The following is a 21,743-nucleotide window of genomic DNA, read 5'->3' on the forward strand; positions in this document are numbered from 1 at the left end:
CGAACCAACGAGACTGACATGAGATTCACCGTCAAAGCCAAGCTTGCCAGCGCCTTCGGCGTCGTCATCCTGCTCTCCATGATCGCGGGCGCGGTCGGCTACATGAAGCTGGCGGACATGGTCGGCACCACCGAGCTTCTGGTCAGCCGTGCAGGCCGGATGGAAAAGGCCGCCGAGCTGAAGGAAGGCATCCTGTTCCTCGTACGCGCCGAGAAGAACTCGATCCTCGCGGCGTCCGACGCAGAGCACGATCAGTTCCGGGCCGATCTCATCAAGAACCGCGACGCGGTCGCCAAGTCCAAGGACGAGATCTACGCGGCCGCCAGCGAAAGCGGCAAGAAGCTGATGGAGAGCTTCAACGTCGCGTTCGCCAAGCTGAACGCCTATCAGGATGAGACGGTCCAGCTTGCAAGGACCGACAAGCCGAAGGCGCTGGATCGTTCCATGCACGACGGCCGCAAGGTCGTCGCGGACGCGATCGAAGCGGCCGACGGCTACATCAAGAACGTCAAGAAGAACATGGCCGAACAGGCCGAGCAGGCCAAGCAGGATGGCGCCCGCGCCGAACTGATACTGTTGAGCCTGGTCATCGCCTCCTTGCTGATCGCTGCGGTTGCCGCGACCTGGATCGCGCTGAACATCAGCCGCGCGCTGGCGCAGGCCGTGGGCCTTGCCGACGCGGTGGCGATCGGCGATCTCAGCCACAAGATCGAGTCGTCCAGCAACGACGAGATCGGCGATCTCATCAAGTCGCTGAACGCGATGACGGTGAATCTGAATGCGACTGCGGCGCTGGCCAACCAGATCGCCCAGGGCGATCTGACGGTCGAGGCCAAGCCGCTGTCGGACAAGGATACGCTCGGTCTCGCGCTCGAGCGCATGGTCGAAAAGCTTCGGCAGATCGTGTCGGAAGCCCTGACCGCGGCGCAGAACGTCTCCGCCGGCAGCCAGGAGCTGTCCGCCAGCGCCGAGCAGCTGTCGCAGGGCGCGACCGAGCAGGCTTCGTCCGCGGAAGAAGCGTCTTCTTCAATGGAGGAGATGGCCTCGAACGTGAAGCAGAACGCCGACAACGCCAACCAGACCGAGAAGATCGCCGCGCAGTCGGCCAAGGACGCCGAGGCCAGCGGAGCCGCTGTGGGGCGTGCCGTCAACGCGATGCAGACCATCGCCGAGAAGATCACGATCGTGCAGGAGATCGCCCGCCAGACCGACCTGCTCGCCCTCAATGCCGCGGTCGAGGCCGCGCGCGCCGGCGAGCACGGCAAGGGCTTTGCGGTGGTCGCGTCCGAAGTGCGCAAGCTCGCCGAGCGCAGCCAGGCGGCCGCCGCCGAGATCGGCACGCTCTCGGCCGAGACCGTCAAGGTGGCGCAGGAGGCCGGCTCCATGCTCTCCAAGCTGGTCCCCGATATCAAGAGGACGGCAGAGCTCGTCGAGGAGATCACCGCGGCCTGCCGCGAGCAGGACGTCGGTTCGGCTCAGATCAACCAGGCGATCCAGCAGCTCGACAAGGTCGGTCAGCAGAATGCCAGCGCCTCCGAGCAGGTGTCCTCGACGTCCGAGGAGCTCGCCTCGCAGGCCGAGCAGCTTCAGTCGACCATCGCCTATTTCCGCATCGAGCAGGGCCGCGCCCAGGCGGCTGCGCCGATCGACCGGGCGGTCAATCAGCTCCGTGCCAAGGCAGCGACCATGGCGGCCACCGAGCGTCCGGCCAAGAAGCCGCAGGCCAAGCCGGCTCGCGCCGTGAAGGTGGCCGGTGGCGGCGGCTTCGCCTTCGACATGAACGACGGTGAGGACGATCGGGACGCCGAGTTCCAGCGCTAGATCCGTTTACGGAATCGGCCCGCCTTCGCCGGTGGGCCGACCGCTCTTCAGTCACCAGCGTAAACGCGTAGGATTCGAGATGGCCCGTTCGGCCCGACATTCAGTGCAGGCGGCGGCCATCCCGGATGGGGGCAGCCAGCGATGATGCCTGCCCTGCAGGATACGGCCGTCCATCTGTCGGACCGCCACTTCCGGACCATCGCCGAATTGATCGAGGGCCAGGTCGGCATCAAGCTGCCGCAGGGCAAGCGGCTGATGCTGGAGGGGCGTCTGCACAAGCGCGTGCGCGCGCTGAACTTCTCCGACCTCAACGAATATGTCGACAACCTGTTCGATGCGGATCATTTCGATACCGAGCTGACCCACCTCATCGACGTGGTGACGACAAACAAGACCGACTTTTTCCGCGAGCCCCAGCACTTCACCTTCATGCGCGACGTCGCGGTTCCCGCGCTGCTCAAGTCGCACGGGCGCAGGAACGCGAACCTGAAGATCTGGAGCTCGGCGAGCTCCACCGGCATGGAAGCCTACACCACCGCCATGGTGCTGGATGACATGACGCGGAGCGGATCGCGGTTTCAGTACCGCATCCTCGGGACCGATATCTCGACGGCGGTGCTGCGCCTCGCCAAGAGCGCGATCTACACCCGTGACGTGCTCGCACCGGTGCCGGAACCTTTCCTGAAACGATATTTTCTGACGTCGCGCGACAAGATGCGCGGCGAGGTGCGGGTGGTGCCGGAGTTGCGGCGCATGACGCATTTCATGCGGATGAACCTGATGGATTCATCCTATCCCGTCGATCGCGACGTCGACATCATCTTCTGCCGCAACGTCCTGATCTATTTCGAACGCGAGACGCAGCGCAAGGTGGTCGAGCATTTGTGCAACCATTTGCGGCCGGGCGGCTATCTGCTGGTCGGACATTCGGAATCGATGATTCACAGTGCAGTGCCGGGTTTGAAGCAAGTTCAGCCAACCATTTTCCAGGTCTAGCCGGAGCGCGACTAAAATGCCGAGGGAGAAAGTTCGCGTGCTGATCGTGGACGATTCGGCGTCGGTTCGCCAAATCCTGCAAACGATCCTCAATGACGATCCCGACATCGAGGTGATGGGGACGGCGTCCGATCCGTTCGCGGCGGCGCGGCGTCTCCAGAATGAAATCCCCGATGTCATGATCCTCGACCTGGAAATGCCGCGGATGGACGGCATGACGTTCCTGCGCAAGATCATGGCGCAGCGTCCGATCCCGGTGATCATCTGCTCCTCGCTCACCGAAGAAGGTTCGAACGTGATGTTCGAGGCGTTCGAGGCGGGCGCGGTCGACATCGTGCCGAAGCCGAAGATCGACACGCGGCAGGCGCTGCTCGAATGCTCGACGCGGCTGCGCGAGGCCGTGAAATCGGCAGCGCGTGCGCGGGTGCGCCCGCGGGCGGAGCGCCGTACGATCGAGAGGAAGCTGACCGCCGACGCGATCATTCCGCCGCCGGTGCAGGGCAGGGTCCGGCCGACGACTGAACGCATCGTGTGCATCGGCGCATCGACCGGGGGGACCGAAGCGCTCAACGACGTCCTCGAGATGCTGCCGCCGCACTGTCCGCCCATCGTCATCGTCCAGCACATGCCGGCAGGGTTCACCGCGGCCTTCGCCAGGCGTCTCGACAGCATTTGCCAGATCAAGGTCAAGGAGGCGGAGGACGGTGAGCCGGTGCTGCCGGGCTGCGCCTATATCGCGCCGGGAGCCCGTCACATGCTGCTCCAGCGCATCGGCCTGCGCTACCAGATCGCGATCAAGGACGGGCCGCCGGTGTCGCGGCATCGCCCCTCGGTCGACGTGCTGTTTCGCTCGGCGGCCCAGCACGCGGGCGCCAACGCGCTCGGCGTGATCATGACGGGTATGGGTGACGACGGCGCGCGCGGGATGCTGGAGATGCGCAAGCTCGGTGCCTCGACACGCGCGCAGGACGAGGAGAGCTGCGTGGTGTTCGGCATGCCCAAGGAAGCCATCGCGCATGGCGGTGTCGAGAAGGTGGTCTCGCTGCATCATATCCCGCGCGAGATCATGCTCTGGTACCAGGCCGGGCATGTGGCGGTGGCAGGTTGATTGCAATGTCCGCCATTCCGGCCAACACGCTTGCTGAGGCGACCGCCGCGATCGAGGATGTCTCGTCGCGGATCGAGGACGTCTTCGCGCGGGTCGGTCACGAGCTCGGTCGCGGCCACCTCATATTCAAGGAGCTGAACCAGGGCCTCGCGACGCTCTCGGAGGAGCTCTCCGGCGCCGAGATCGAGGGTGCCGCCACCGCGTTGCAGGAGATCGCCGCGCGGCTCAGCGAGCTGGCGGAGGCGCTGCCGGCCGAGAGCGTCCTGCTTGCGACAATCGGCACGAGCACGGCGGAGGCGTCCTCGCTGCTCAAGCCGCTGTTCAAGCATATCCAGATGATCACCATCATCGCGCGCAGCGCGCGGATCGAGGCGGCGTCGCTGGATGGCGACCGCGAGGGCTTTCTCGCCTTCACGCAGGAGGCTTACGATCTCGGCAAGGCCGTGCAGCGCTCGATCGAGGGCTGCGCGCGGGACCAGCAGCGCCTGTCGGAAGCCGTTGCGATGGCGTCCGGCCGGCAGAGGGAGTTCGAGAGCCGCTATCGAAATCAACTGGTGTCGGAGAGCGCCGAGCTCGGTGCAGCCTATTCCGGATTGCGGGCCCAGCGCCGCAACAGCAGCCAGCTCGCCGACCTCGCGAGCACCAGCACCAGGAAGATCGCCGAGGCGGTCGGCGGCGCGATCATTTCCTTGCAGGCCGGCGACAGCGCGCGCCAGCGCCTCGAACATGTCTGTCATGGCCTCGGCCGTGCAGCGGAATCTGCGCCGAGCCTCGTTCCCGAAGCGGTTGCGAGCGACGACGGCGCGCGCGTGATCTGCCAGTTACAGGCGGCCCTGCTCAGGGACGCCCAGCGCGAATTCGGCGGCGACATCGGCCAGATCGTTCGCGCGCTCACCGCCATCTTGCAGGATGCGGGCAATGTCGTCGGCCATGGCCGCACGCTGTTCGGCGGCGAGGAGGGCGGCTCATCTTCGTTCCTCGCGCGCATCAAGCAGGCGCTGGCACATGCCTCGGCCCTGATTGCCACTTGCGAGAGCGCCGGCCGCTCGGTCGACGAGGCGCTCGCCATCGTCGAGGACACGCTGGCAAAGTTTCGCCAGGCGATCGCCGGGCTCGCCGAGGCGACTGTCGATATTACCCTGATCGGGATGAATGCGGGCCTCAAGGCCAGCCATCTCGGCAGCCGCGGCAGCGCCTTCGTCGTGATCGCGAACGAGCTCAAGGCGACCGCCGACCAGGTCTCGGCCGGCGCGGGGCGCTTGCGGCCTGTGCTCGACGGCATCGAGCGCTCGGCGAACGAGCTGAAGGAGCTTCGCGTGCAGGGCGATCCCACGCAGCTCGCCAAGTTCGAGCCGCAGATCCTCCAGGCGCTGCGCGAGGTCGAGGCCGGCAACGAACGGCTCGGCAGGCTGATGGGCCGGCTCGTCGATGAGGGCGCGGAATTCGAAGGCCTGATGAATTCGGCGCAGGGTCTGATGAACTCGCTCGGCGAGAGCTCCGCGGCCTTGCCCGCGGTTGCCGCGCGTCTCGAAACCGCGAGCGCGGGCGCGCAGCGGCCACAGCCGGAGGCGCAGGATCAGGCGATGCTCGACGATCTCTTCGCGCGCTACACGATGGAGCGCGAGCGGGACGTTCACCGCGAATTCCTGCAGACGCTTGGCCTTGCGTCGATCGCCGCCACGCGTCGCGTCGAGGCGGTCGAGACCGCGGATGACGGCATAGAATTGTTTTGACGCTCGCCGTTGACGGCAGGGGTCGGCGGCAATTTGATGGATTGGATTTTCGGGGCGTTAACCCTGCTCAAAGGGCCGGCCGTTCGGTCATTGTCGCGCCCCAGAGTTGGTCGCAAATACAGGTCAATTTTCACGTCGGGAAATTTCCCATGCTGAGAGACGGTAAGTACGCTGCCTGGTTCAGGACCCCCCGTGGCCAGGGCACCGGGCTCGTGGATCTGGACCACGGCCGGATCTCGGGCCGCGACAGCTTCTTCACCTATGGCGGCTCCTATCGCGTCGATGAGCGGCACTTCTCGGCCGTCCTGACCGTGAACCGGCATGCCGACGGCCCGCCGAGCGTGTTCGGGCCGGACGAGGTCGAGGTCAATCTTGCGGGTGTGTGCAACGGCCTGGTGGCGACCTGTTCGGGAACGGCCAGAGAGGCGCCCGACGTCAAATTCGAGGCGACGCTGATCTACAGCCAGGAAGATGCACCGGCAGCCGACGCCAAATGCGCGGTCGTGAAGCTCAATGCCGACAAGCTGCCCAAGGGTCTCGACAGCCGTTCCAGGCCGCGCCACCCGTTCTCACCCACCAAGACGCCGCCGGTGTCTTAGGTTTGCATTGACGCTGTTGTCGCGAAAACATGGTGGGACCGCACCACCGCAAGACTGCTTTTAGAGGTGAAATCTAGGTTGAGGCCCACAACAAAAGACGGACAGGGACATGCCTCAGATCTGGATGACATATGACGAACTCGCGACACTCAGCGGCTGTAGCGCCGCCGAGGCCAGGATGCAGGCGATGCATCTGTCGCTCGATCGCCGCAAGAGCCGCGACGGGAATACCCGCGTCAAACTGAACCTCGCCTTGATGGCACGGTTCTTCGAGACCATCCGCGAAGCCGAATTCGATCTTGACGACGCGATCACGGCGTTGCGCGATGCCCATCGCCAGATGTCCGGGGTCCTCTCGATCGATCAACCCGGCTTGCGGCGCGGAGTGGCGTAAGCTCGCCGTGCCGGCGGAGGCCACCGCCCTACGAGGGCGGCCTCGGCAGAAAAGCCAGAATGGTTTGGGCCAGAAGGACGCCGACGGTGCCGCCGGCGGCCTTTTGCAGTACATCGATGAACCGTGGGTCACGATCCGGCGTCACCGCCTGCAAGACCTCGAGCCCGACTGCGACGGCCAGCACGAATGCGCAAGCCAGCTTGACTCGCCCCGGTAGCAGGAAGGACAGAAGGAAGCCCAACAGGCCGTATGCGCTGAAGCGCTCGATGACGACGACCCAGTAAGCCTCCGCGTGGCCCATGAGTGCCGGCCTGCCCGCGAGCTTGGCGAGCGTGGCATAGACGATGAGCGCGAGACAGATGACCGCGGCTGCAATGAGATGGTTGCGGCGCATGGCGCCAACATAACTGGTCGGCCAGCTGGCCGCTTCGAAAGCCGAGAACATCGTTAAAGTTCATGAACCTTTGAGGGCATGAACCGAGGTTCACGGGCAAACGGCAGGGCGCCACTCTTGCGGCCCGTTCCGCCTAGACTCAGGCAACATCAAACGCGTCGTTGCTGCCGCGATTTCACGTAGACGGCGCTGAGTTGGCGAGGGCTGGCATCAATCTGCCAGCTCGCTGGTCCTGTCACCCACAATCTCGCGGCCACGAACAGGATGTTGATGGCGAACCACGTCGACATCACGATAAGGAAAGAGTTGGCCATGGCGGCTTCGCCTCCCGCATTCATTTCGGAAACAATGCGAAGCTCGAACGAGAGTTCCGCCTATGGATCGGCGGACGGCGGCAGGCTGTGCCCAAATTGTCGTCATCGACGAATCGAGCCAACCAGATCGTCAGGCACGATGCGACGTGCCTGACTGCATGACCAGCCGTTTGCAGGGACCGACGTTCAACGCCGGTTGTAGGACCAGCCCTTGTCGACATTGGTGGGGTAATGAGCCGCGAAGTACGGATTCTTGAGGCAGTTTCGCGCGGGGTCGTAGATCCAGTCGGCGCATTCCCGGAAGTTCAGGAAGCGGCAGTCGAAACCAAAAGCGCACCACGGCGCGCCGTTCGGAAATCCGAACCGTACGGGGACCTGCGCCGACGCCACTGAAGGCAGAACCAGGAGCAAAGCTACGGCGAGCGCACGGGACAACATGATGTATTCCTCCAACAAGCCATCGAACTGAGACCTAAGCCGGTCCGGCGACCGTTCTGCGCCGGAAAGGGGCGAGGTTCAATCCTCAATGTTGGATAGACTAACATCCGGGCGCGGAGAGATCGAGAGCGCTGGAGGCGTTGGGGCCTGCGTCGATTGGAGGCTGCGATCCATCGGTTGATGAGGCAGACGCGCCCGTCCATGACCTCTCGCGCACGGCCGGCGCGACGGATGCTAGCTCTTCTTGGAGCCCTTGGACTTCAGCGTCAGGCCGAGGCGCAAGGCCATACGCTTGACCGCATCGGGCGAGCGCCCGAGAAGTTTCGCTGCTTCTTCCAGCGAAGTCGAAGACTTGGCCAATTCCATCAGCCGGCGGTCTTCCTTGAACGACCAGGGCCTGCGCGCCATAACCGAAATCATCCTCTCGTCGACACAACGACAAAGCCGCCAAGCGGACCCACGTTCGCTCGACGGCTTTGCTTGGGTGGGGCCGGGCCTTGGGGAAGCCCGGTGAGAGGATGGATATGCGATCCCGCGCGCTTCGCAACAAACAACGCGGATTAAGCTAACTGCTCAACCTTACCGGGATGAAATCGGCGCGTAACGCTCCGTATTACCACGGAGTTTTCGTTGGTTGAGGCCGACACGCGTGCTCCGATCGCGGCGATCGAGGATGTTCTGCCACCACGTCCGGTGGCCGCAGAACCCGCTGACGGTCTTCGCCAGTCCGCTCGCGGGGCGCGCCGATGTGGCAGGTTTTGACGAGCTGGCCGTGCTCGACGACCCGCGTCAGCGTCTCCGCGTGATCCGCGACATCGAGCCGGTCGCGCACGTTGCGGCCGTCGGAAGTTCATTGGTCAATCCGCGAACGATCACGTGCGGAACGAGCGTCTCGGCGCCTGCATCAGGGTGGCCAGCGGGCAATCGGTCATCGGCTTGCCGAAGACAGGTAGAGTTGCTGCTTCAACACCACGCTGGTCGCCGGCGAGGTTGGAACCCGTTCGCCTGCCCCTTTGCATGAAGCCGGGCTGCCGGGCAGGGCGTGCCGCGCGCTCCATCTTCTCGTGGCCGACGATGCGCGATGCCGAAGGTATCGTTCCTGCGCCAACACCTGCGCGATCGGGAATCTGGGCGCGACGGCGCTGCAGCTTCGACGAATCAATTTGAGTTGAAGCACGGTGTGGATTGATCGCAACAGCCTGGAACGAAAATAGATTCAATCGCGACGGATGCATGCGATATCAATCTCGACGAGCAGCATTGCGCTTCTCTCGGGCAAGTCGTCACGAGATCGTCGAATTCGTTCGGCTATGGTCGCGCGCACGAACAAATCCAAATCAACAATCAACAAGAAGACCGAGATGCTTCAGAGAGCGCGAGCGGCACTTCCTCTCACCAAGCTCAGAGAGCGGGCATTCGAAGGCGCCTTTTTCAGCGTTGCGCTGATCGCGATGGCGGGCTGGGTGTATTTCATCACGCTGCTGCTGGTGCGATTGTTCCTCTGGTTCTTCAGTTGAAGCGAGCGTTCGACTGCTTGGCATGCGGTTGCTGCCCAAAAAATCTCCGGCATGACCTGAAAATCAGCGGCGCTCATCATGATCTCGACACAACTCGACGATGAGACTGTCGCATCATGAGACAAGACGCTCGCTAACTGGAGCGAATCCCGAATGATGCTGGTTGCGATCCTGGTTTCGCTCCTTGCCGGCTTTGGTGCAGGCTATGCAATACGCGCGCGGCGCTCTCGCGACCGCGCGGAACGTCATCCGTTCCACCGTCCCTACAGTCCGACTGCGTTCCGGCAGAATAATTCACTGGCGAGGGCGCGGCGTGCATTCTGATGATTTGCGACCTGGGTGTGGTCGTCGTCTTTCGGTTCGCATGACGGCGGAGGGGAGTGGATCATGACGGGATTTCGGGGAGACGGCATGACGGGCTCGACGAACAATGCGCCGCGGCGGTATTTCGTCGATAAGAGGGGCGACCGCGTCCTGATCGGTCTGACGCCCGAGGAGACATTCGAGTTCGAGAGGCTCGACCGGGAGCAGGCGCCCGGCGAGGGACAGGTCGCGCCCAATGGCCGCAATGCGTGGCCTGACGCCGGCGAGCAGCGCCGGCTCGAGCTCTATGAGAAGCACGAGGGCGCCTGGAGGGCCTGGATGGCGCAAAGTCGCACCGAACGGCCCGAAGGATTCAGTCTTTCTTAACCATCCCGGGCCCATTTTCCGGTCTGGCGCCTCGAACCGGAAATGGACGCATGTTTCAGCTCTTCCTGCGGGCCCGCACGCATAATTTCCTGAAAGATCGCTTCGGGGGAGAACAGACGTTTCGCGCTCGCTCGCCCGAGCGCGACGCCGAGACCGATCGTACACGCATCGAAGCCATCATGATCGCGATCGACGACGCCCTGCATGCGGCGGAGCGCGAGCAATCGGGTCTCAACCGCCGGGTGGAAGACGTGCTGGCGCGCGCCGCCGTGACGATCGGCAACGGCGACGACGAATATCTCGAGCGCGAGGCGCTCGACAATCACCACCAGGATCTGTTCGACAAGGAGATCCTGAACGGCCAGCGCCGGCTCAAGGAGCTCGGCGCCTCGATCGCCCATTTCAAGTTCCTGAAGGCCGCGATGCTGAGCCGCTTCCCGGAATATCGGGCTCCGGCAAGTCCCACCAACTAACGTCCGGCGCGCCGCGCGCGCGGGGCGCCTAGATCGCGAGCATGCTGTTGCCCTGAATGGACAGCAGCGTCAGGTTGCCGGTGGCATAGGCCCCGGTATCGATGTTGGCCCGATTCTCGAGCAGCTCGGCCTGCTTCACCGGCGTATGGCCGTGCACGACATATTTGCCGAAGCGCCGCTTGCTCTGGAGAAATTCATCCCTGATCCACAGCAGATCCTGCTCGCGCTGCTCGGAAAGCGGAATTCCCGGACGCACCCCCGCATGGACGAAGAAGAAGTCGCCGCATGTGAAGGTCGGCCGCAACTGGCGCATGAATGCAATGTGCTCCGGCGGCATCACGGAAGTGAGCTCGCGCACCAGATCGGGCAGCTCGTCCTTGCCAATGCCGGGCGCGGCCGACACGCCGTACGACATCAGGGTCTGGAGCCCGCCGAACTGAAACCATTCGGCGGCGCGGGAGGGATCTTCCAGCACCGAGGTGAAGTAGGCCTCGTGATTGCCCTTGAGGAAGACGGTGTTGCGGCGGCGGCTGCGCCTGATCAGGAGATCGAGGGTATGGCGCGAGTCCGGTCCGCGATCGATGTAGTCGCCGAGGAAGACCTCGATCGCGCGATATGGCCGGCTATTCGCCATGTCCGCATCGATCACGGCGAACATCTGCTCGAGCAGATGCGCGCAGCCGTGGATGTCGCTGATCGCATAGATGCGCACGCCGTTCGGTAGCTTCGGCCGGGGCGAATTGGGGAACGCGATCGTGGGCATGGGGTCCAACTCTTTCAGAGAGCTTCGCCCGAGATGTCAATATGCTATCGGCGAAATCCGTGTGCCCCAAGCAGCTTTTTTTAACCCCGCCGGCAAGCGAACGCGTGGCCGATCATTCGCCGGCGTTGCGAATCACCTGTCCCCAAGCTTGCGCGAGGCTAGCCGAAGCTGCGGCTGTCGAACGATGGCGCAGTCTTGCCACGGTAGGCCGCCGCTCGCGCGCGGACCAGAACCGCGCCGCAGAAATAGCCGAGCTGGAGCACCGACGCGAAGACGAGGATTGTCACAACCGTGTGAGCTGAATCATGTCCCTGCCAGGCGGAGCCCGCACCAAGGATCGTCGCACCGAGAACGATGGCGGGCGGCAGGATGAAGATTCGGAATCGGCCTCCCAGCAACGACCCGATCAACAGACTGAAAACGGCAACGGTACTCACGACACAACTCCCCGAATTGGTCACGAGTGTTAATGGCTGCGGCCTAATAACGGCTTAAGCGGCATGGTTGAACAGCCGTTCAAATACTCGCGACAATGCTGTGCGAATTTGACGCGATTTGTTGCGAAATGCGGCGCGATGCCCGCTTAATTGTCACGTGTGTGACAGTAGTTTGAGCATTCACATGCAGCGACGCTGCATTGCAGAAAAATCGATTTGATTTTTTCGGTGCACTGCCGCAATGTCGCTTTGTTTAGTTAAGATATACTTCGGCGCACATCGAAAATTTTCGATCGGTTTGCTCGCAATTCTGGTTGCGACTGGCGTGACGAGGCAGCGAGGTTCGGATGGCTGTAGCAACTTACGGTTCGGAAAACTATTATTCGGTTATATCGAACCGACGCGGAGCCCTCCAAAGACCCCTCCAAGTGGCTTTGATCGCCGGCGACTTCGTCGCCGTGCTGCTCAGCTATTTCGCGGCGAACGGTCTCTATCGCGTGCTCGTATCGGAGCAGGACTCATCCGTCGGAGCAGGTCTGGTCGTCGGCGCGGTGTTCGTGACGATCGCTTATTTCCAGGGCGTCTATGATCACCACCGCCTGCTGAACACGGTCTGGCAGCTGCGCAAGGCTCTGGCGGTCTGGTTGATCTCGCTGACCATTCTCGCCGTCGAGGCGTTCCTGCTCAAATCGTCCGCGGACATGTCGCGCGGAACCACGCTGCTGTTCGCCGCGACCGGCGGCGCTGCCTTGGGCGGTCTGCGCGTGTTGTGGCGCCTGGCGCTGACCTCGGGCTACGCCAAGGGCCGTCTGGTGGACCGCAAGGTCGTGCTGGTCAGCCTCAAGCCTCTCGATTTCACCTCGACCCGCTTCAAGGATCTGCGCAAGCACGGCTTCAACGTCGTGCGGCATTTCGTGCTCGATCCGTCCGAGGAGGGCGCGGGCTGGGATCGCGAGATTCGCGACATCACCCGTCAGGCGCGCACGGCGGATGTGGAAGAATATCTCCTGGTCATCGACTGGGACGAAATGCCGCTTCTCCAGAAGCTGAGCCAGCACCTGCGCGTTGTTCCCCAGCCGATCCGCCTCCTGCCGGATTTCCCGATCGCCGATCTGGTCTCGCGTCCGTTCCAGCCCGTCAGCGGCACGGTCGCGATCGAGATCCAGCGTGCGCCGCTCAGCGTGTTCGAGCAGGCGCAGAAGCGCTGCCTCGACATCGGCCTTGCCTCGTTCGCGCTGCTGTTGCTGGCGCCGCTGCTGATCACGGCTGCGATCATGATCAAGCTCGATTCCAAGGGCAAGGTGATCTTCAAGCAGTCCCGGCGCGGCTTCAACGGCAAGCAATTCGATATCTGGAAGTTCCGCTCCATGACGGTGGCGGAAAACGGTCATGTCGTCACGCAGGCGACGAAGAGCGACGCGCGCGTGACGCGTGTCGGCCGTGTGCTGCGGCGGACCAGCATCGACGAGCTGCCGCAGCTCTGGAACGTTCTGCGCGGCGAGATGTCGCTGGTCGGACCGCGCCCGCATGCGCTCGCGCACGACAATTACTACGACCAGATCATCAGCAATTACGTGTACCGGCATCACATGAAGCCGGGCCTGACCGGTTGGGCCCAGGTCAACGGCTTCCGCGGCGAGACGCCGACCATCGATCTGATGGAGAAGCGGGTCGAGTACGATGTCTGGTACGTCAGCAACTGGAGCATCTGGCTCGACATCAGGATCATCCTGAAGACCGCGCTGGCGCTGATCCATCAGGAAGCCTACTAGCGTCAAGCGCTGTCCTGGCCTGCAATCGCGACAATGAAGCCCGGCCGCCTCGTGCGCGCCGGGCTTTTTCTTTCAGCGCGTTCAGCCGTGCGGGCGATCCTCGAAGGGATAGCAGCGGTGGCGAAGCGGCAATCCCTTTTCCGTCACGAAATGCATTAGGAGCTCCCGGTCGATGTCCGGGGCATTGCATGTCCGGTCCAGAAGCCCGGGGCGGGCGCTTGCCGCGGCCGCCTGGTAGAGCGCGGCAGCGCTCGGGAACAGGCGCGCCTGGAAGATGTCGGCAAAGTCCTGGACGGCGTGGTCCCTGAGCCCGGGCGAGGCCGCATTGAAGATGCGGAGCGCCAGCGGCGCGCGGATGAGCTGGAGCCAGGCCTCGTGCGGCGCGAAGCGATAGGACAGTTCGAGCAACTGCGCCGTTCGCGGCCCGAAGCCGGCCTGGCGAATCTCGGCCCAGTAGCTGCCGAACCAGCCCAGTCCCTCGGTCGGTGCACAGGCGAGCAGGGCACGGCTCGTGGACGCGACGGCGGCCGCGTCGAGGTCGGTCTGCTTAAGGTCGCCTGAGCGCGTCGATTCGTCCGCGATCGCGAGCTGGAGCAGCAGGATCTCGCGCAGCGTCTTGGCGCTGCATAACCGGCGGGCGGACGGCAGATTCTCCGCCACGATCCATCTCAGGCGGTCGAGCTCGTAGCGCTCGCCGCGCGCGACGCGGCCGGCAATCTGTGGAACAGCGGGATTGGTGACGTCAGGAGCAACGGATGCGATCCAGACCAGCGTGACCGCAGCGAGAGCGACGGTCGAGCCGCGCAGAACCCAGCGAAACGCAGATCCCGCCGGCTGGGCCGGCGGCTCGCCGCTAGGCTCCCTCGACATAATAGCTGTTGTAGTGGGAACCCTTGTACGCCTCGATCCGCTTGAGCATCTTCGGATTGGCGCGGTTGAGCACGGCGCCCAGGAGCTTCTTCTGAATGCCCTCGGAGCTCGCCATCGATTCCTGGAGCGCGTTGCGGGTCGTGCGGCCCCACTCGATGACGTAGACCATCGCATCGACGAGGTGGCTGACGGCCTTGGCGTCGGACACCGGCATCACCGGCGCCAGATCGATGATGATGTATTCATACTCCTCGCGCACGACCGCGAGCAGGTCGGCCATCGACTTGGATGCGATCACGTCTGCCGAGTTCACCATGCGCGAGGCGACGACGGAGGGCAGGAAGTCGAGCCCGCTCTCCTTGCTGCGCTGGATGTGGTAGCCGAACGAGCGCGGATCCTTGAGGGCTTCGACGAGGCCGCTCTTGGAATGGGGTGCCAGCGCCCGCGTCAGCGAGCGGGTGTGGAGATCGCCGTCGATCAGCAGCGTGCGGTGTCCGGTCAACGCGGTGAGATGACCGAAATTGGCCGCGACCGTGGTTTTGCCCTCCTTCGGGAGAGACGACAGGATGCCGATCACCTTGACCTCGCGCGAGAGCCGCGCGACGTCGATCGAGACCTTGATGTTGCGCAGCGTTTCGGCAAATCGCGAGAACGGGTGCTCGACGACATAGCTGGAAACGTTGGCGTCCGGACCGTCCGCCGACGTCCTGGTCGGGCGGATATCGGGCAGGACGCCGAGGCATTTCACGCCCAGCTGATCCTCGACGTCGCTCGGCGAGCGCAGCACGTCGCTCAGCAGCTCTCTGGCGAAAGCGGCACCGAAGCCGAAGCACAGACCGCCGAACAGGCCGCCCATCAGCGCCAGCAGGGTCTTGGGCGAGCTCTTCTTGTCCGGCTTGACCGCCGTGCTGATGATGCGCGCTTCGCTGATCGGGAAGCTCTGGTTCTGCGTCGCGTTCTGGAGCTTCTCGAGGAAGTTGTTGTAGAGGTTGCGATAGGTGTCCGCCGCGCTTTCGAGGTCGCGCAGCTTGACCTGGGCCTGGCTGGTGCTGCCGGCCTGCGACACGAGGTTCTTGAGATTTTCGTCCAGCGACGTCTCGCGGCTCTTGGCGATCTCGTATTCGCTGCGATAGGCGTCCGCGATACGGCGCACTTCGTCGGCGATCGCCTTGCGCAGTTCTTCCATGCGGTTGGCGAGGTTGATGGCCGCCTGGTGGGTCTTGCCGTAGCGGCTCGACCAATCGGCATACTGAGCCGCGAGGTCGAGATACTGGGCGCGCAGGCGCGTGATCACGGTGTTGTTGAGGGCGTCCGTCACCGTCGGCTGGACGAGGTCCTTGTCGAGCAGCGCCTCGATCCGGTCGAGGCGCGCCTTGGCCTCGGCGGTGGCGGCACGCGCGGTGACGAGCTGCGAGTTGGCGTCCGCGAGCTGCTGCTCGCTCATCAAGCCGCGGCTGGTGCCGACGATGTTGTTCTCGGCCTTGAAGGTCTGCACGGCGCGGTCGCTCGCCGTCGCCTGCTCGCGCAGCTCGGCGCTGCGCTGCTGGAGCCACTCGCCGGCGCGCTTGGTCGACTGATACTTCGCCTCCAGGGCACCCACGATGTAGGCGTCCGCGATTGCGTTCGCGATCTTTGCCGCCTTGTTCGGATCGATCGAGCGGTAGTTCAGGGAGAGGACATAGGTCGTGAGCACGCGCTCGACCTTGAGATTCTTCTGCAGCAGCTCGACCGCGCCGCGCTCGACCCGCTCCTTGCTGGGAGGGCCGTCCGATCCGAACAGCGACATGACCTTGCCGATGATCAGCGGAAGCAATCCGGGCTCGGAGCCGTTGAATTCTGCGTCTTCGGTCAGCTTGAGGCGGCGGACGATCGACAGGATCAGGTCGTCAGACTGGAGAATCTCGACCTGGCTGTCGACGAAGCCCGGGTCGATCAGCGCGTTGGCGGTTCCGCTGTCCTTGTCCAGCACCTGGGTTTGACGCGTGTCCATCAGGATGCGCGCATTCGCCGTGTACATCGGCGTTGCGCTGATCAGGTAGACGAGAACGAGTGCGAGCGTACCGGCCACGATCGCGACGATCAGCGGCCACTGGCGACGCACAATGTCCAGAGCGCGCTCGGCGCTGAGCGTCGTGCCACCGACCTCGATGGCATACTTCGGGCGTTGCGGAAACTGATCTCGTGGCTGAAACATTTCTGGGAATCTTGATTGTCACTCAGGAAGGGGGACGGGTTTGAACGGATCGGCGACGTCGGTCTTCCATTCGCCCGACATCAGGCCGGCGCTCGAGCTCGGACCTGCCGGCAGGTTGGTGGCTGTGGGTGGAGCGGGGCTCCCCGGAGCCGGCGCCATCGCCGCGTCCTGATCCGCGTAATATCCCTTGAGCACGGCGCCGTCGTGCAGCTTGTTGACGAATTCGCTGATCCTGCGTGCGACGTCGGGTTTTGTGGATACGCAACGGTCTTCGGCACGATGAAGCCCGATGCCGATTGCGATGCGATCGGCCTGGCTCGCTTCACGCAGCATGTCGCGCACCGAATCAAGTGCCGCGATATCGGTCACCAGCACGCCGGTCAGCCGGCCCGTAAGCTTGTCTCTGTCGTTCTTCGACAGCCGAAGAATGACCGACGGGTCCGAGATGAAGGCGCTGACTGCGCCGGGAGGTGCGCGCTCGGCGCGGTCGACGCATTGAGCCCGCGCCGGCGTCGCAAGTGTTGCAGACAGCGCAGCGACGACGACCATGACGATCCGTAAGGCCCGGAGAGGACCACGCAACAAGCTATCGAGTTTGAGGAGGATCGCGCTCATATCTCGTTGCGAATTATTGATGCTGTATGGGATTGGGCCGTAGGTCCTTGATGGCCCAAAACTATGTCAAATTCTTGTGCGGCGCAAAATATAAACCAACGCGGACCAAATTGCCATCCTCGCTGGATCTTCAACATGAACGACGCTTGTGCTGCGATCAGGCGCAGATTCTGCGAATGATCGCTCACGTCTTGATGCGTCAAGCTTGATTCTTAGGCAGATGCCCATGCAATGACAAAGGCGCGAGGGGGCTCCTCGCGCCTTCAACCTGCGATTGGCGTGTGCGCGAAACTTCGCGCGATCTATTCGATGGTTCGCAGCATCGCAAGACGCGTGGCGCGCAGCCGCTCGCCATGGTCGCCGACCGCGACCCAGAAGCGCGGGTTGCCGCCGGACTGCATCGAGATCCACTCGTACTCCGCAGCGTTCCACGGGCGCACCGAGGCGGAAAGATTGTCCAGAACGAAATCGCCGTCGGCAAGACGCGCGACCAGCACGAGATGGCCCTGGCCGCCATTGGTCAGCACGACTGCAAGCCGTAGCGCTGATTTGGGCCAACCCATCTCGATCAGTTGATGACGCTTGGTGACCGCGTAATCGTTGCAATCGCCGGCGGACGGCGAAACGGTCCAGCGCGCGACCATCGGATTGGTCGATTTCTGCATCGGCGTGATCGACGCGTTGACCGCACTGTTGACCTCGCGCAGCATGCTCATCGCCCGGTCGCCCGAGGGCAGTGTCCGGTCGGCGGCGTCTGCCGCGCATTCTGCGTCATTGTTCATGCAGAACTTGACGAACTGCAGTGGCGCGAGCGCGTTGTCGTACTCGCGGATGAACGCACTCTTCGCCTGGTTGAGCGAGCCGTCGTTCACAATCTCGGCCTTGGCGGCGGTGCCGGTCGACGCGATCCCGATCGCGACCAGCGATTTGATAATCCAGCTCATGACATCCCCGTCTGGCGTTTTCTTTTGACGCTACGGGTATCTCACAAACGATTTGAGCTTTGGTTCCGCGGAAATTTACAATTGTAGCGAAATCGGCCGGTCGCGAGACCGGCCGGGGGAGGTTGGTTAATTCGCTGCCAACGCAGCGGTTCCGGCCATTAACGCGACGGGCTTACGGACGTCAGAACCGCGGTGGATGTCGCCGCAAACAGCGTCTGTGACGCCGCGCCGGGGCCGCTCTGGTTCACGGCCGTGGGTTCGGTCGAGGTTGCCCCGCCACCGCGTGCCTCTGCGGCGGTCGAGCCCGGTCCGCCGCCGGCCGTGGTCTCGCCGGTCGGGTCGGCACCGTTCGTCGCTTCGGTCGGGATATCGCCGGTGATGCTGGTGAACGATTGGATCAGGTCGGGATTCTCCGTCTTGAGAACCGCCTCCTGAATCAGTTGGGCAACGCCGGGCTGCGACAGGACACAGACCGAGGCGGCGGTGCCGAGGCCGGCGCCGATGGCGCGGCTTTGATCGGCGCTGCTGGCCTTCGCCAATGAGGCAATGCCCTCGACGGTCTCGGGACGCGCGGTCAAGAGGTCGCGGACAGCTGAGGCGAGGCCGCCTTGTCCGTCCTTGAACTGATCGAGCAGTCCGCTCGGATTGGCCAGAAAGTCGGTGGCGCGCTCGGCTGAAACAGCGCCGGTGTTGTTGGCAACGCAGCTCGAACTGACCCCCGTTGCGCCGAATGCTGCCGGCATTCCGGCAAAAAACGCCAGCGCTCCGACGATCATCGTGAAGCGCCTACCAGAATTCCAATTCATCACCCTGCCCATATTCCAATAATTATAATTTTAGTTTAACTCGACTTGCACAGATTTGCCACGCTCTTTTCGCATCTGTGACGGTAGCGATTGCGCGAGGCCGCATCCGACGACAGCTGCGAAAAACACGCCGTAACCCGGTATTTGTAGCGAGAAATCGATGCAGCTATGTGCAACCCCCAAGACAGCGACGCTCGCGCCGATGACGGGTATGTAGCGATCGCGCTTTCGGCGCAAGCTTCCGGTAAACAAATGGTAAAAGTACCAGAGGCAGGCCAGCGCGATGATTGCGAAGGCGGGAATGCCCAATTCGACGGCAATTTCCAGTGGCGTGCTGTGAGCGCGGTCCCAGATGCCGAGACTGCCGAGCGATGCGGGTCTGTTGGCGGGAAAAACAGCTTCGAAATTGCCCAGCCCGACGCCGAGCAGCCCATGGTCTGCGATGATCTCCAGTGAGGCCTGGTAGGCCGTCAGCCTCTGAGGGTCGATCAGCCCATGTTCGACGATTCGGTCCGCCACGATGCCGCCTACGAGCTGCAGGAGCACAAGTCCTGCTGCCGCCGAGCCGCCGAGGACCAGCCACTTCCGCGATCTGCCGAGCTCCAGCGGCATGAGATAAAGGATGATGGCCAGCACGAACGCGCCGACTGACAACAGAAGGCCCGCCCGCGATCCGGTCATGGCAAGCGCGATCGTGCAGATCGCAAATCCCGCACCAAGTGCCACCGGCGCGGACAGGATCTGATCCAGCCGCGATCGCCAACCCGGTTGCTCCGCCGGCCCGCCTTCCTGGCGGTGCATCGTGCGCAGAAGCGGCACCAGAAACAGCAGGGCACAGGTGCCGAAGAACGTCGCCGCCGTATTTCGATTGACGAACGTTCCCGTGACGAAGCCCAGATACGCTTCTTTCTGCCTGAACAGGATCATGTCCGGCGCGATCAGCTCCGCCAGAATTCCGTAGAGCGCGTATAGACAGCCCGCCCATGCCAGTATGCGTAGCAGCGAGCGCGCTGCGCTCGCCTCGCTTGCAAGGATCACGGCGCGCGTGAAGGCGAGTGAGAGCAGCAGGACTGATCCGAACGCGAGCCACGGCCCGCGCGCCGTCACGGAGAGGCGCTCAGGCAATGCAACACCGAAAAATTGCCGCGGCAGTTCCCAGACGGCTGCGGATTGCGCAGCAGGGCTGCTCCACATTTGCAACGCGACCATGACGCCCACGGTTGCAATCACCACTGCCAGTGGAATGAGCAACATGGCGTTGCGACGGCTCACGGCGGATAGATCGGCGGTGAGCAGGCTGCAAACGAGCAGAAAATTCCAGAAACAAATCCACGCGAGGTCGAGGGATCCGAGTGGAAGTGGCGCCAGCACGAACACGGCTGCAGCGAAAAATCGCGATATCGCGCCCAAAGGCCCCTCTGTCGTTCAGCTCAGCGGCGATGGAGCTATCAGAACTTCGCGCGAGATCAAGTTAATGCGCATCCGGTCACGATTTCAGCACGATCGGCGCGTTTACCTCCGCCTCGATTCACGAGCCGGACGTCGAGCGACGATGAGCGCTAAGCATGTCGGTAAATCTCGGTTCAACTTGACGGTTAACGGTTGAACCGCAGGTCGAAGGAAGGCATTATGCTGCGACGCAGCATTTCGTTCTCGCTCATTGTCAGGTGCTCTGCCCGTGCCGGTTCATAAGCCAAAAGCGCACTACGTGCCGCTCGACAGCGTTCGAGGTCTCGCGGCGCTGTGCGTGGTCGTTCACCATTTTGTCGGCTCGGAGACGCTCAAGACGATCCTGCCGAACAGGGCGTGGATCGACGTCGCGTTCTTCCACAATTCGTGGCTCTGCGTCGATCTGTTCTTCGTGCTCAGCGGCATCGTCATCTCGATGAGCTACATGAAGTCGGACTTCGGCGCGTTCGACTTCCGTGACTTCGTCGCGCGGCGCATTGCGCGAATCTATCCGCTCCACCTGGCGACGTTGCTCGCCTTTCTGTCGTTCCGGTTGATGAAGCTCGGCCTGGTGGCGGTCGGTATCCTGCATTTCGCGCCGCCCGAAATGCCGGTCAACAACTATGTCTCCTTCATCGTGAACCTGCTGCTGCTTCAGGCGTCCGGCATCATCAACTATCTGAGCTGGAACGGGCCGAGCTGGAGCATCAGCGCGGAGTTCTACACCTACCTCGTGTTTGCGGCCGTGATGCTCGCGGCGCAGGCCGCGAGGAACGTCCGGATGGTCTACGCCCTCTCGATATTGCTGGTCGTCGGCAGCCTCGGCATCATCCTGTTCGTGCTCGGCATGGAAACTCTCGACTTTCATTACCAGTTCGGCATCGTTCGCTGCATCCTCAGCTTCTTTCTCGGTGTGCTGACGGTTCGCGCCGTGGCGATGGTGCGGCCGGGCGTCAGTCCCATGCTTCAGTCGGCCGTGCAGATCGGCGCGGCGGTGACGGCGATCGTGATCATCTCGGTGGTCGCATGGCTGCCGGCCATCAGCTTCGTCGCGCCGGTGGTGTTTGCGATCCTGCTCGGCTCGCTGATGCTGTTTCCCAACCGCCCCTTGCCCGAGCTGCTGACGGCGAAGCCGCTGGTGTGGCTCGGCAAGCGCTCCTATTCGATCTACATGGTCCACGCGCTGGTGCTCGTCCTGCTCGAATATTTCGCGCGCGGCGTTGGAGCGGCCCGCTTCCAGTCGCTGGATGGTCTGCTGCCTGGCCTGCCTGCCTCGGTGCTCCTCGTCGGTTTCGTCGGTGCCGTGCTCGCGCTTTCGAGCCTGACCTACGCCACCATCGAAATGCCGGGATCGCGGCTGGTTCTCGGGCTGCTCAGGCCCCGTCCAGCCAAGTCGCTCGCTGCGGCCGAGTGAAT

Annotated in this window: 24 protein-coding genes; 11 read left to right on the top strand and 13 right to left on the bottom strand. The window is 63.3% G+C overall.

The genetic code is table 11. The annotated features are described in order from the left end of the window. Window positions 1-18 precede the first annotated feature (18 nt). The 6 genes from NLM15_RS09710 to NLM15_RS09735 all read left to right on the top strand — a co-directional run bounded on the left by NLM15_RS09710 (window position 19) and on the right by NLM15_RS09735 (window position 6,651). Window positions 19-1,821 carry a methyl-accepting chemotaxis protein gene (locus NLM15_RS09710; protein ID WP_254116738.1) on the top strand — a complete coding sequence of 601 codons (1,803 nt, stop codon included), beginning with the start codon at window positions 19-21 and terminating at the stop codon, window positions 1,819-1,821. 141 nt (window positions 1,822-1,962) lie between these two features. Then, entirely contained in the window at window positions 1,963-2,817 is an 855-nt protein-coding gene (locus NLM15_RS09715; protein WP_254116739.1) for a protein-glutamate O-methyltransferase CheR, read from the top strand. A gap of 16 nt (window positions 2,818-2,833) precedes the next feature. Next, a complete protein-coding gene (locus NLM15_RS09720) occupies window positions 2,834-3,925 on the top strand; it encodes a chemotaxis response regulator protein-glutamate methylesterase (RefSeq protein WP_254116740.1) in 1,092 nt (363 codons plus the stop codon). Between the two features lie 5 nt (window positions 3,926-3,930). Further along, window positions 3,931-5,658, top strand: coding sequence for a chemotaxis protein (locus NLM15_RS09725; protein ID WP_254116741.1), 1,728 nt, complete (start codon window positions 3,931-3,933; stop codon window positions 5,656-5,658). Window positions 5,659-5,807: 149 nt separating this feature from the next. After that, window positions 5,808-6,257: a hypothetical protein gene (locus tag NLM15_RS09730; protein WP_254116742.1), complete on the top strand. Its 450-nt coding sequence runs from the start codon at window positions 5,808-5,810 to the stop codon at window positions 6,255-6,257. A 187-nt stretch (window positions 6,258-6,444) separates the two neighbouring features. Then, a complete protein-coding gene (locus tag NLM15_RS09735) occupies window positions 6,445-6,651 on the top strand; it encodes a hypothetical protein (RefSeq protein ID WP_254116743.1) in 207 nt (68 codons plus the stop codon). Between the two features lie 28 nt (window positions 6,652-6,679). Here NLM15_RS09735 and NLM15_RS09740 read toward each other — a convergent pair whose 3' ends face one another. The 5 genes from NLM15_RS09740 to NLM15_RS09760 form a co-directional block, all read right to left on the bottom strand. Beyond that, window positions 6,680-7,045, bottom strand: a complete 366-nt coding sequence (locus NLM15_RS09740; RefSeq protein ID WP_309144964.1) for a VanZ family protein — start codon at window positions 7,043-7,045, stop codon at window positions 6,680-6,682. 149 nt (window positions 7,046-7,194) lie between these two features. Next, window positions 7,195-7,359 carry a hypothetical protein gene (locus NLM15_RS09745; RefSeq protein WP_254116745.1) on the bottom strand — a complete coding sequence of 55 codons (165 nt, stop codon included), beginning with the start codon at window positions 7,357-7,359 and terminating at the stop codon, window positions 7,195-7,197. A 186-nt stretch (window positions 7,360-7,545) separates the two neighbouring features. Next, the gene (locus NLM15_RS09750) at window positions 7,546-7,797 is read right to left on the bottom strand and encodes a hypothetical protein (protein WP_254116746.1); all 252 of its coding nucleotides are present in this window, start codon (window positions 7,795-7,797) and stop codon (window positions 7,546-7,548) included. A gap of 234 nt (window positions 7,798-8,031) precedes the next feature. Further along, window positions 8,032-8,205, bottom strand: a complete 174-nt coding sequence (locus tag NLM15_RS09755; protein ID WP_254116747.1) for a hypothetical protein — start codon at window positions 8,203-8,205, stop codon at window positions 8,032-8,034. Between the two features lie 464 nt (window positions 8,206-8,669). Beyond that, entirely contained in the window at window positions 8,670-9,032 is a 363-nt protein-coding gene (locus NLM15_RS09760; RefSeq protein ID WP_254116748.1) for a hypothetical protein, read from the bottom strand. Window positions 9,033-9,107: 75 nt separating this feature from the next. On the opposite strand from NLM15_RS09760, the gene NLM15_RS09765 reads away from it, so the two are divergent. From NLM15_RS09765 to NLM15_RS09775, 3 genes are all read left to right on the top strand, one after another. Further along, window positions 9,108-9,314 carry a hypothetical protein gene (locus tag NLM15_RS09765; protein WP_254116749.1) on the top strand — a complete coding sequence of 69 codons (207 nt, stop codon included), beginning with the start codon at window positions 9,108-9,110 and terminating at the stop codon, window positions 9,312-9,314. A 387-nt stretch (window positions 9,315-9,701) separates the two neighbouring features. Further along, window positions 9,702-10,004: a hypothetical protein gene (locus NLM15_RS09770; RefSeq protein ID WP_254116750.1), complete on the top strand. Its 303-nt coding sequence runs from the start codon at window positions 9,702-9,704 to the stop codon at window positions 10,002-10,004. A gap of 50 nt (window positions 10,005-10,054) precedes the next feature. Continuing rightward, on the top strand, window positions 10,055-10,477 hold the full coding sequence (locus NLM15_RS09775) for a hypothetical protein (protein WP_254116751.1): 423 nt from the start codon (window positions 10,055-10,057) through the stop codon (window positions 10,475-10,477). A gap of 28 nt (window positions 10,478-10,505) precedes the next feature. On the opposite strand, the gene NLM15_RS09780 is transcribed toward NLM15_RS09775, so the two are convergent. Further along, window positions 10,506-11,240: a metallophosphoesterase family protein gene (locus NLM15_RS09780; RefSeq protein ID WP_254116752.1), complete on the bottom strand. Its 735-nt coding sequence runs from the start codon at window positions 11,238-11,240 to the stop codon at window positions 10,506-10,508. A 158-nt stretch (window positions 11,241-11,398) separates the two neighbouring features. Beyond that, complete coding sequence (locus NLM15_RS09785; RefSeq protein ID WP_254116753.1) at window positions 11,399-11,677, bottom strand: hypothetical protein; 279 nt, start codon at window positions 11,675-11,677, stop codon at window positions 11,399-11,401. A 347-nt stretch (window positions 11,678-12,024) separates the two neighbouring features. On the opposite strand from NLM15_RS09785, the gene NLM15_RS09790 reads away from it, so the two are divergent. Then, window positions 12,025-13,449 (top strand): undecaprenyl-phosphate glucose phosphotransferase, encoded by a 1,425-nt coding sequence (locus tag NLM15_RS09790; protein ID WP_256565414.1) that lies wholly within the window; start codon window positions 12,025-12,027, stop codon window positions 13,447-13,449. An 81-nt stretch (window positions 13,450-13,530) separates the two neighbouring features. On the opposite strand, the gene NLM15_RS09795 is transcribed toward NLM15_RS09790, so the two are convergent. The 6 genes from NLM15_RS09795 to NLM15_RS09820 all read right to left on the bottom strand — a co-directional run bounded on the left by NLM15_RS09795 (window position 13,531) and on the right by NLM15_RS09820 (window position 20,288). Further along, on the bottom strand, window positions 13,531-14,319 hold the full coding sequence (locus tag NLM15_RS09795; protein ID WP_254116755.1) for a hypothetical protein: 789 nt from the start codon (window positions 14,317-14,319) through the stop codon (window positions 13,531-13,533). Beyond that, window positions 14,303-16,513, bottom strand: coding sequence for a GNVR domain-containing protein (locus NLM15_RS09800; RefSeq protein WP_254116756.1), 2,211 nt, complete (start codon window positions 16,511-16,513; stop codon window positions 14,303-14,305). The genes NLM15_RS09795 and NLM15_RS09800 overlap by 17 nt, the downstream gene beginning before the upstream one ends. 18 nt (window positions 16,514-16,531) lie before the next feature. After that, complete coding sequence (locus NLM15_RS09805; protein ID WP_254116757.1) at window positions 16,532-17,062, bottom strand: hypothetical protein; 531 nt, start codon at window positions 17,060-17,062, stop codon at window positions 16,532-16,534. A gap of 368 nt (window positions 17,063-17,430) precedes the next feature. After that, the gene (locus tag NLM15_RS09810) at window positions 17,431-18,072 is read right to left on the bottom strand and encodes a transglutaminase-like cysteine peptidase (protein ID WP_254116758.1); all 642 of its coding nucleotides are present in this window, start codon (window positions 18,070-18,072) and stop codon (window positions 17,431-17,433) included. Between the two features lie 158 nt (window positions 18,073-18,230). Further along, the gene (locus tag NLM15_RS09815; RefSeq protein ID WP_254116759.1) at window positions 18,231-18,848 is read right to left on the bottom strand and encodes a hypothetical protein; all 618 of its coding nucleotides are present in this window, start codon (window positions 18,846-18,848) and stop codon (window positions 18,231-18,233) included. Window positions 18,849-18,908: 60 nt separating this feature from the next. Next, window positions 18,909-20,288, bottom strand: a complete 1,380-nt coding sequence (locus NLM15_RS09820) for an O-antigen ligase (RefSeq protein ID WP_254116760.1) — start codon at window positions 20,286-20,288, stop codon at window positions 18,909-18,911. Window positions 20,289-20,556: 268 nt separating this feature from the next. On the opposite strand from NLM15_RS09820, the gene NLM15_RS09825 reads away from it, so the two are divergent. Further along, window positions 20,557-21,741 (top strand): acyltransferase, encoded by a 1,185-nt coding sequence (locus NLM15_RS09825; protein ID WP_254116761.1) that lies wholly within the window; start codon window positions 20,557-20,559, stop codon window positions 21,739-21,741. The last annotated feature ends 2 nt before the right edge of the window (window positions 21,742-21,743 follow it).

Origin of the sequence: Bradyrhizobium sp. CCGB20, assembly GCF_024199855.1 — a bacterium.
Lineage (GTDB): Bacteria > Pseudomonadota > Alphaproteobacteria > Rhizobiales > Xanthobacteraceae > Bradyrhizobium.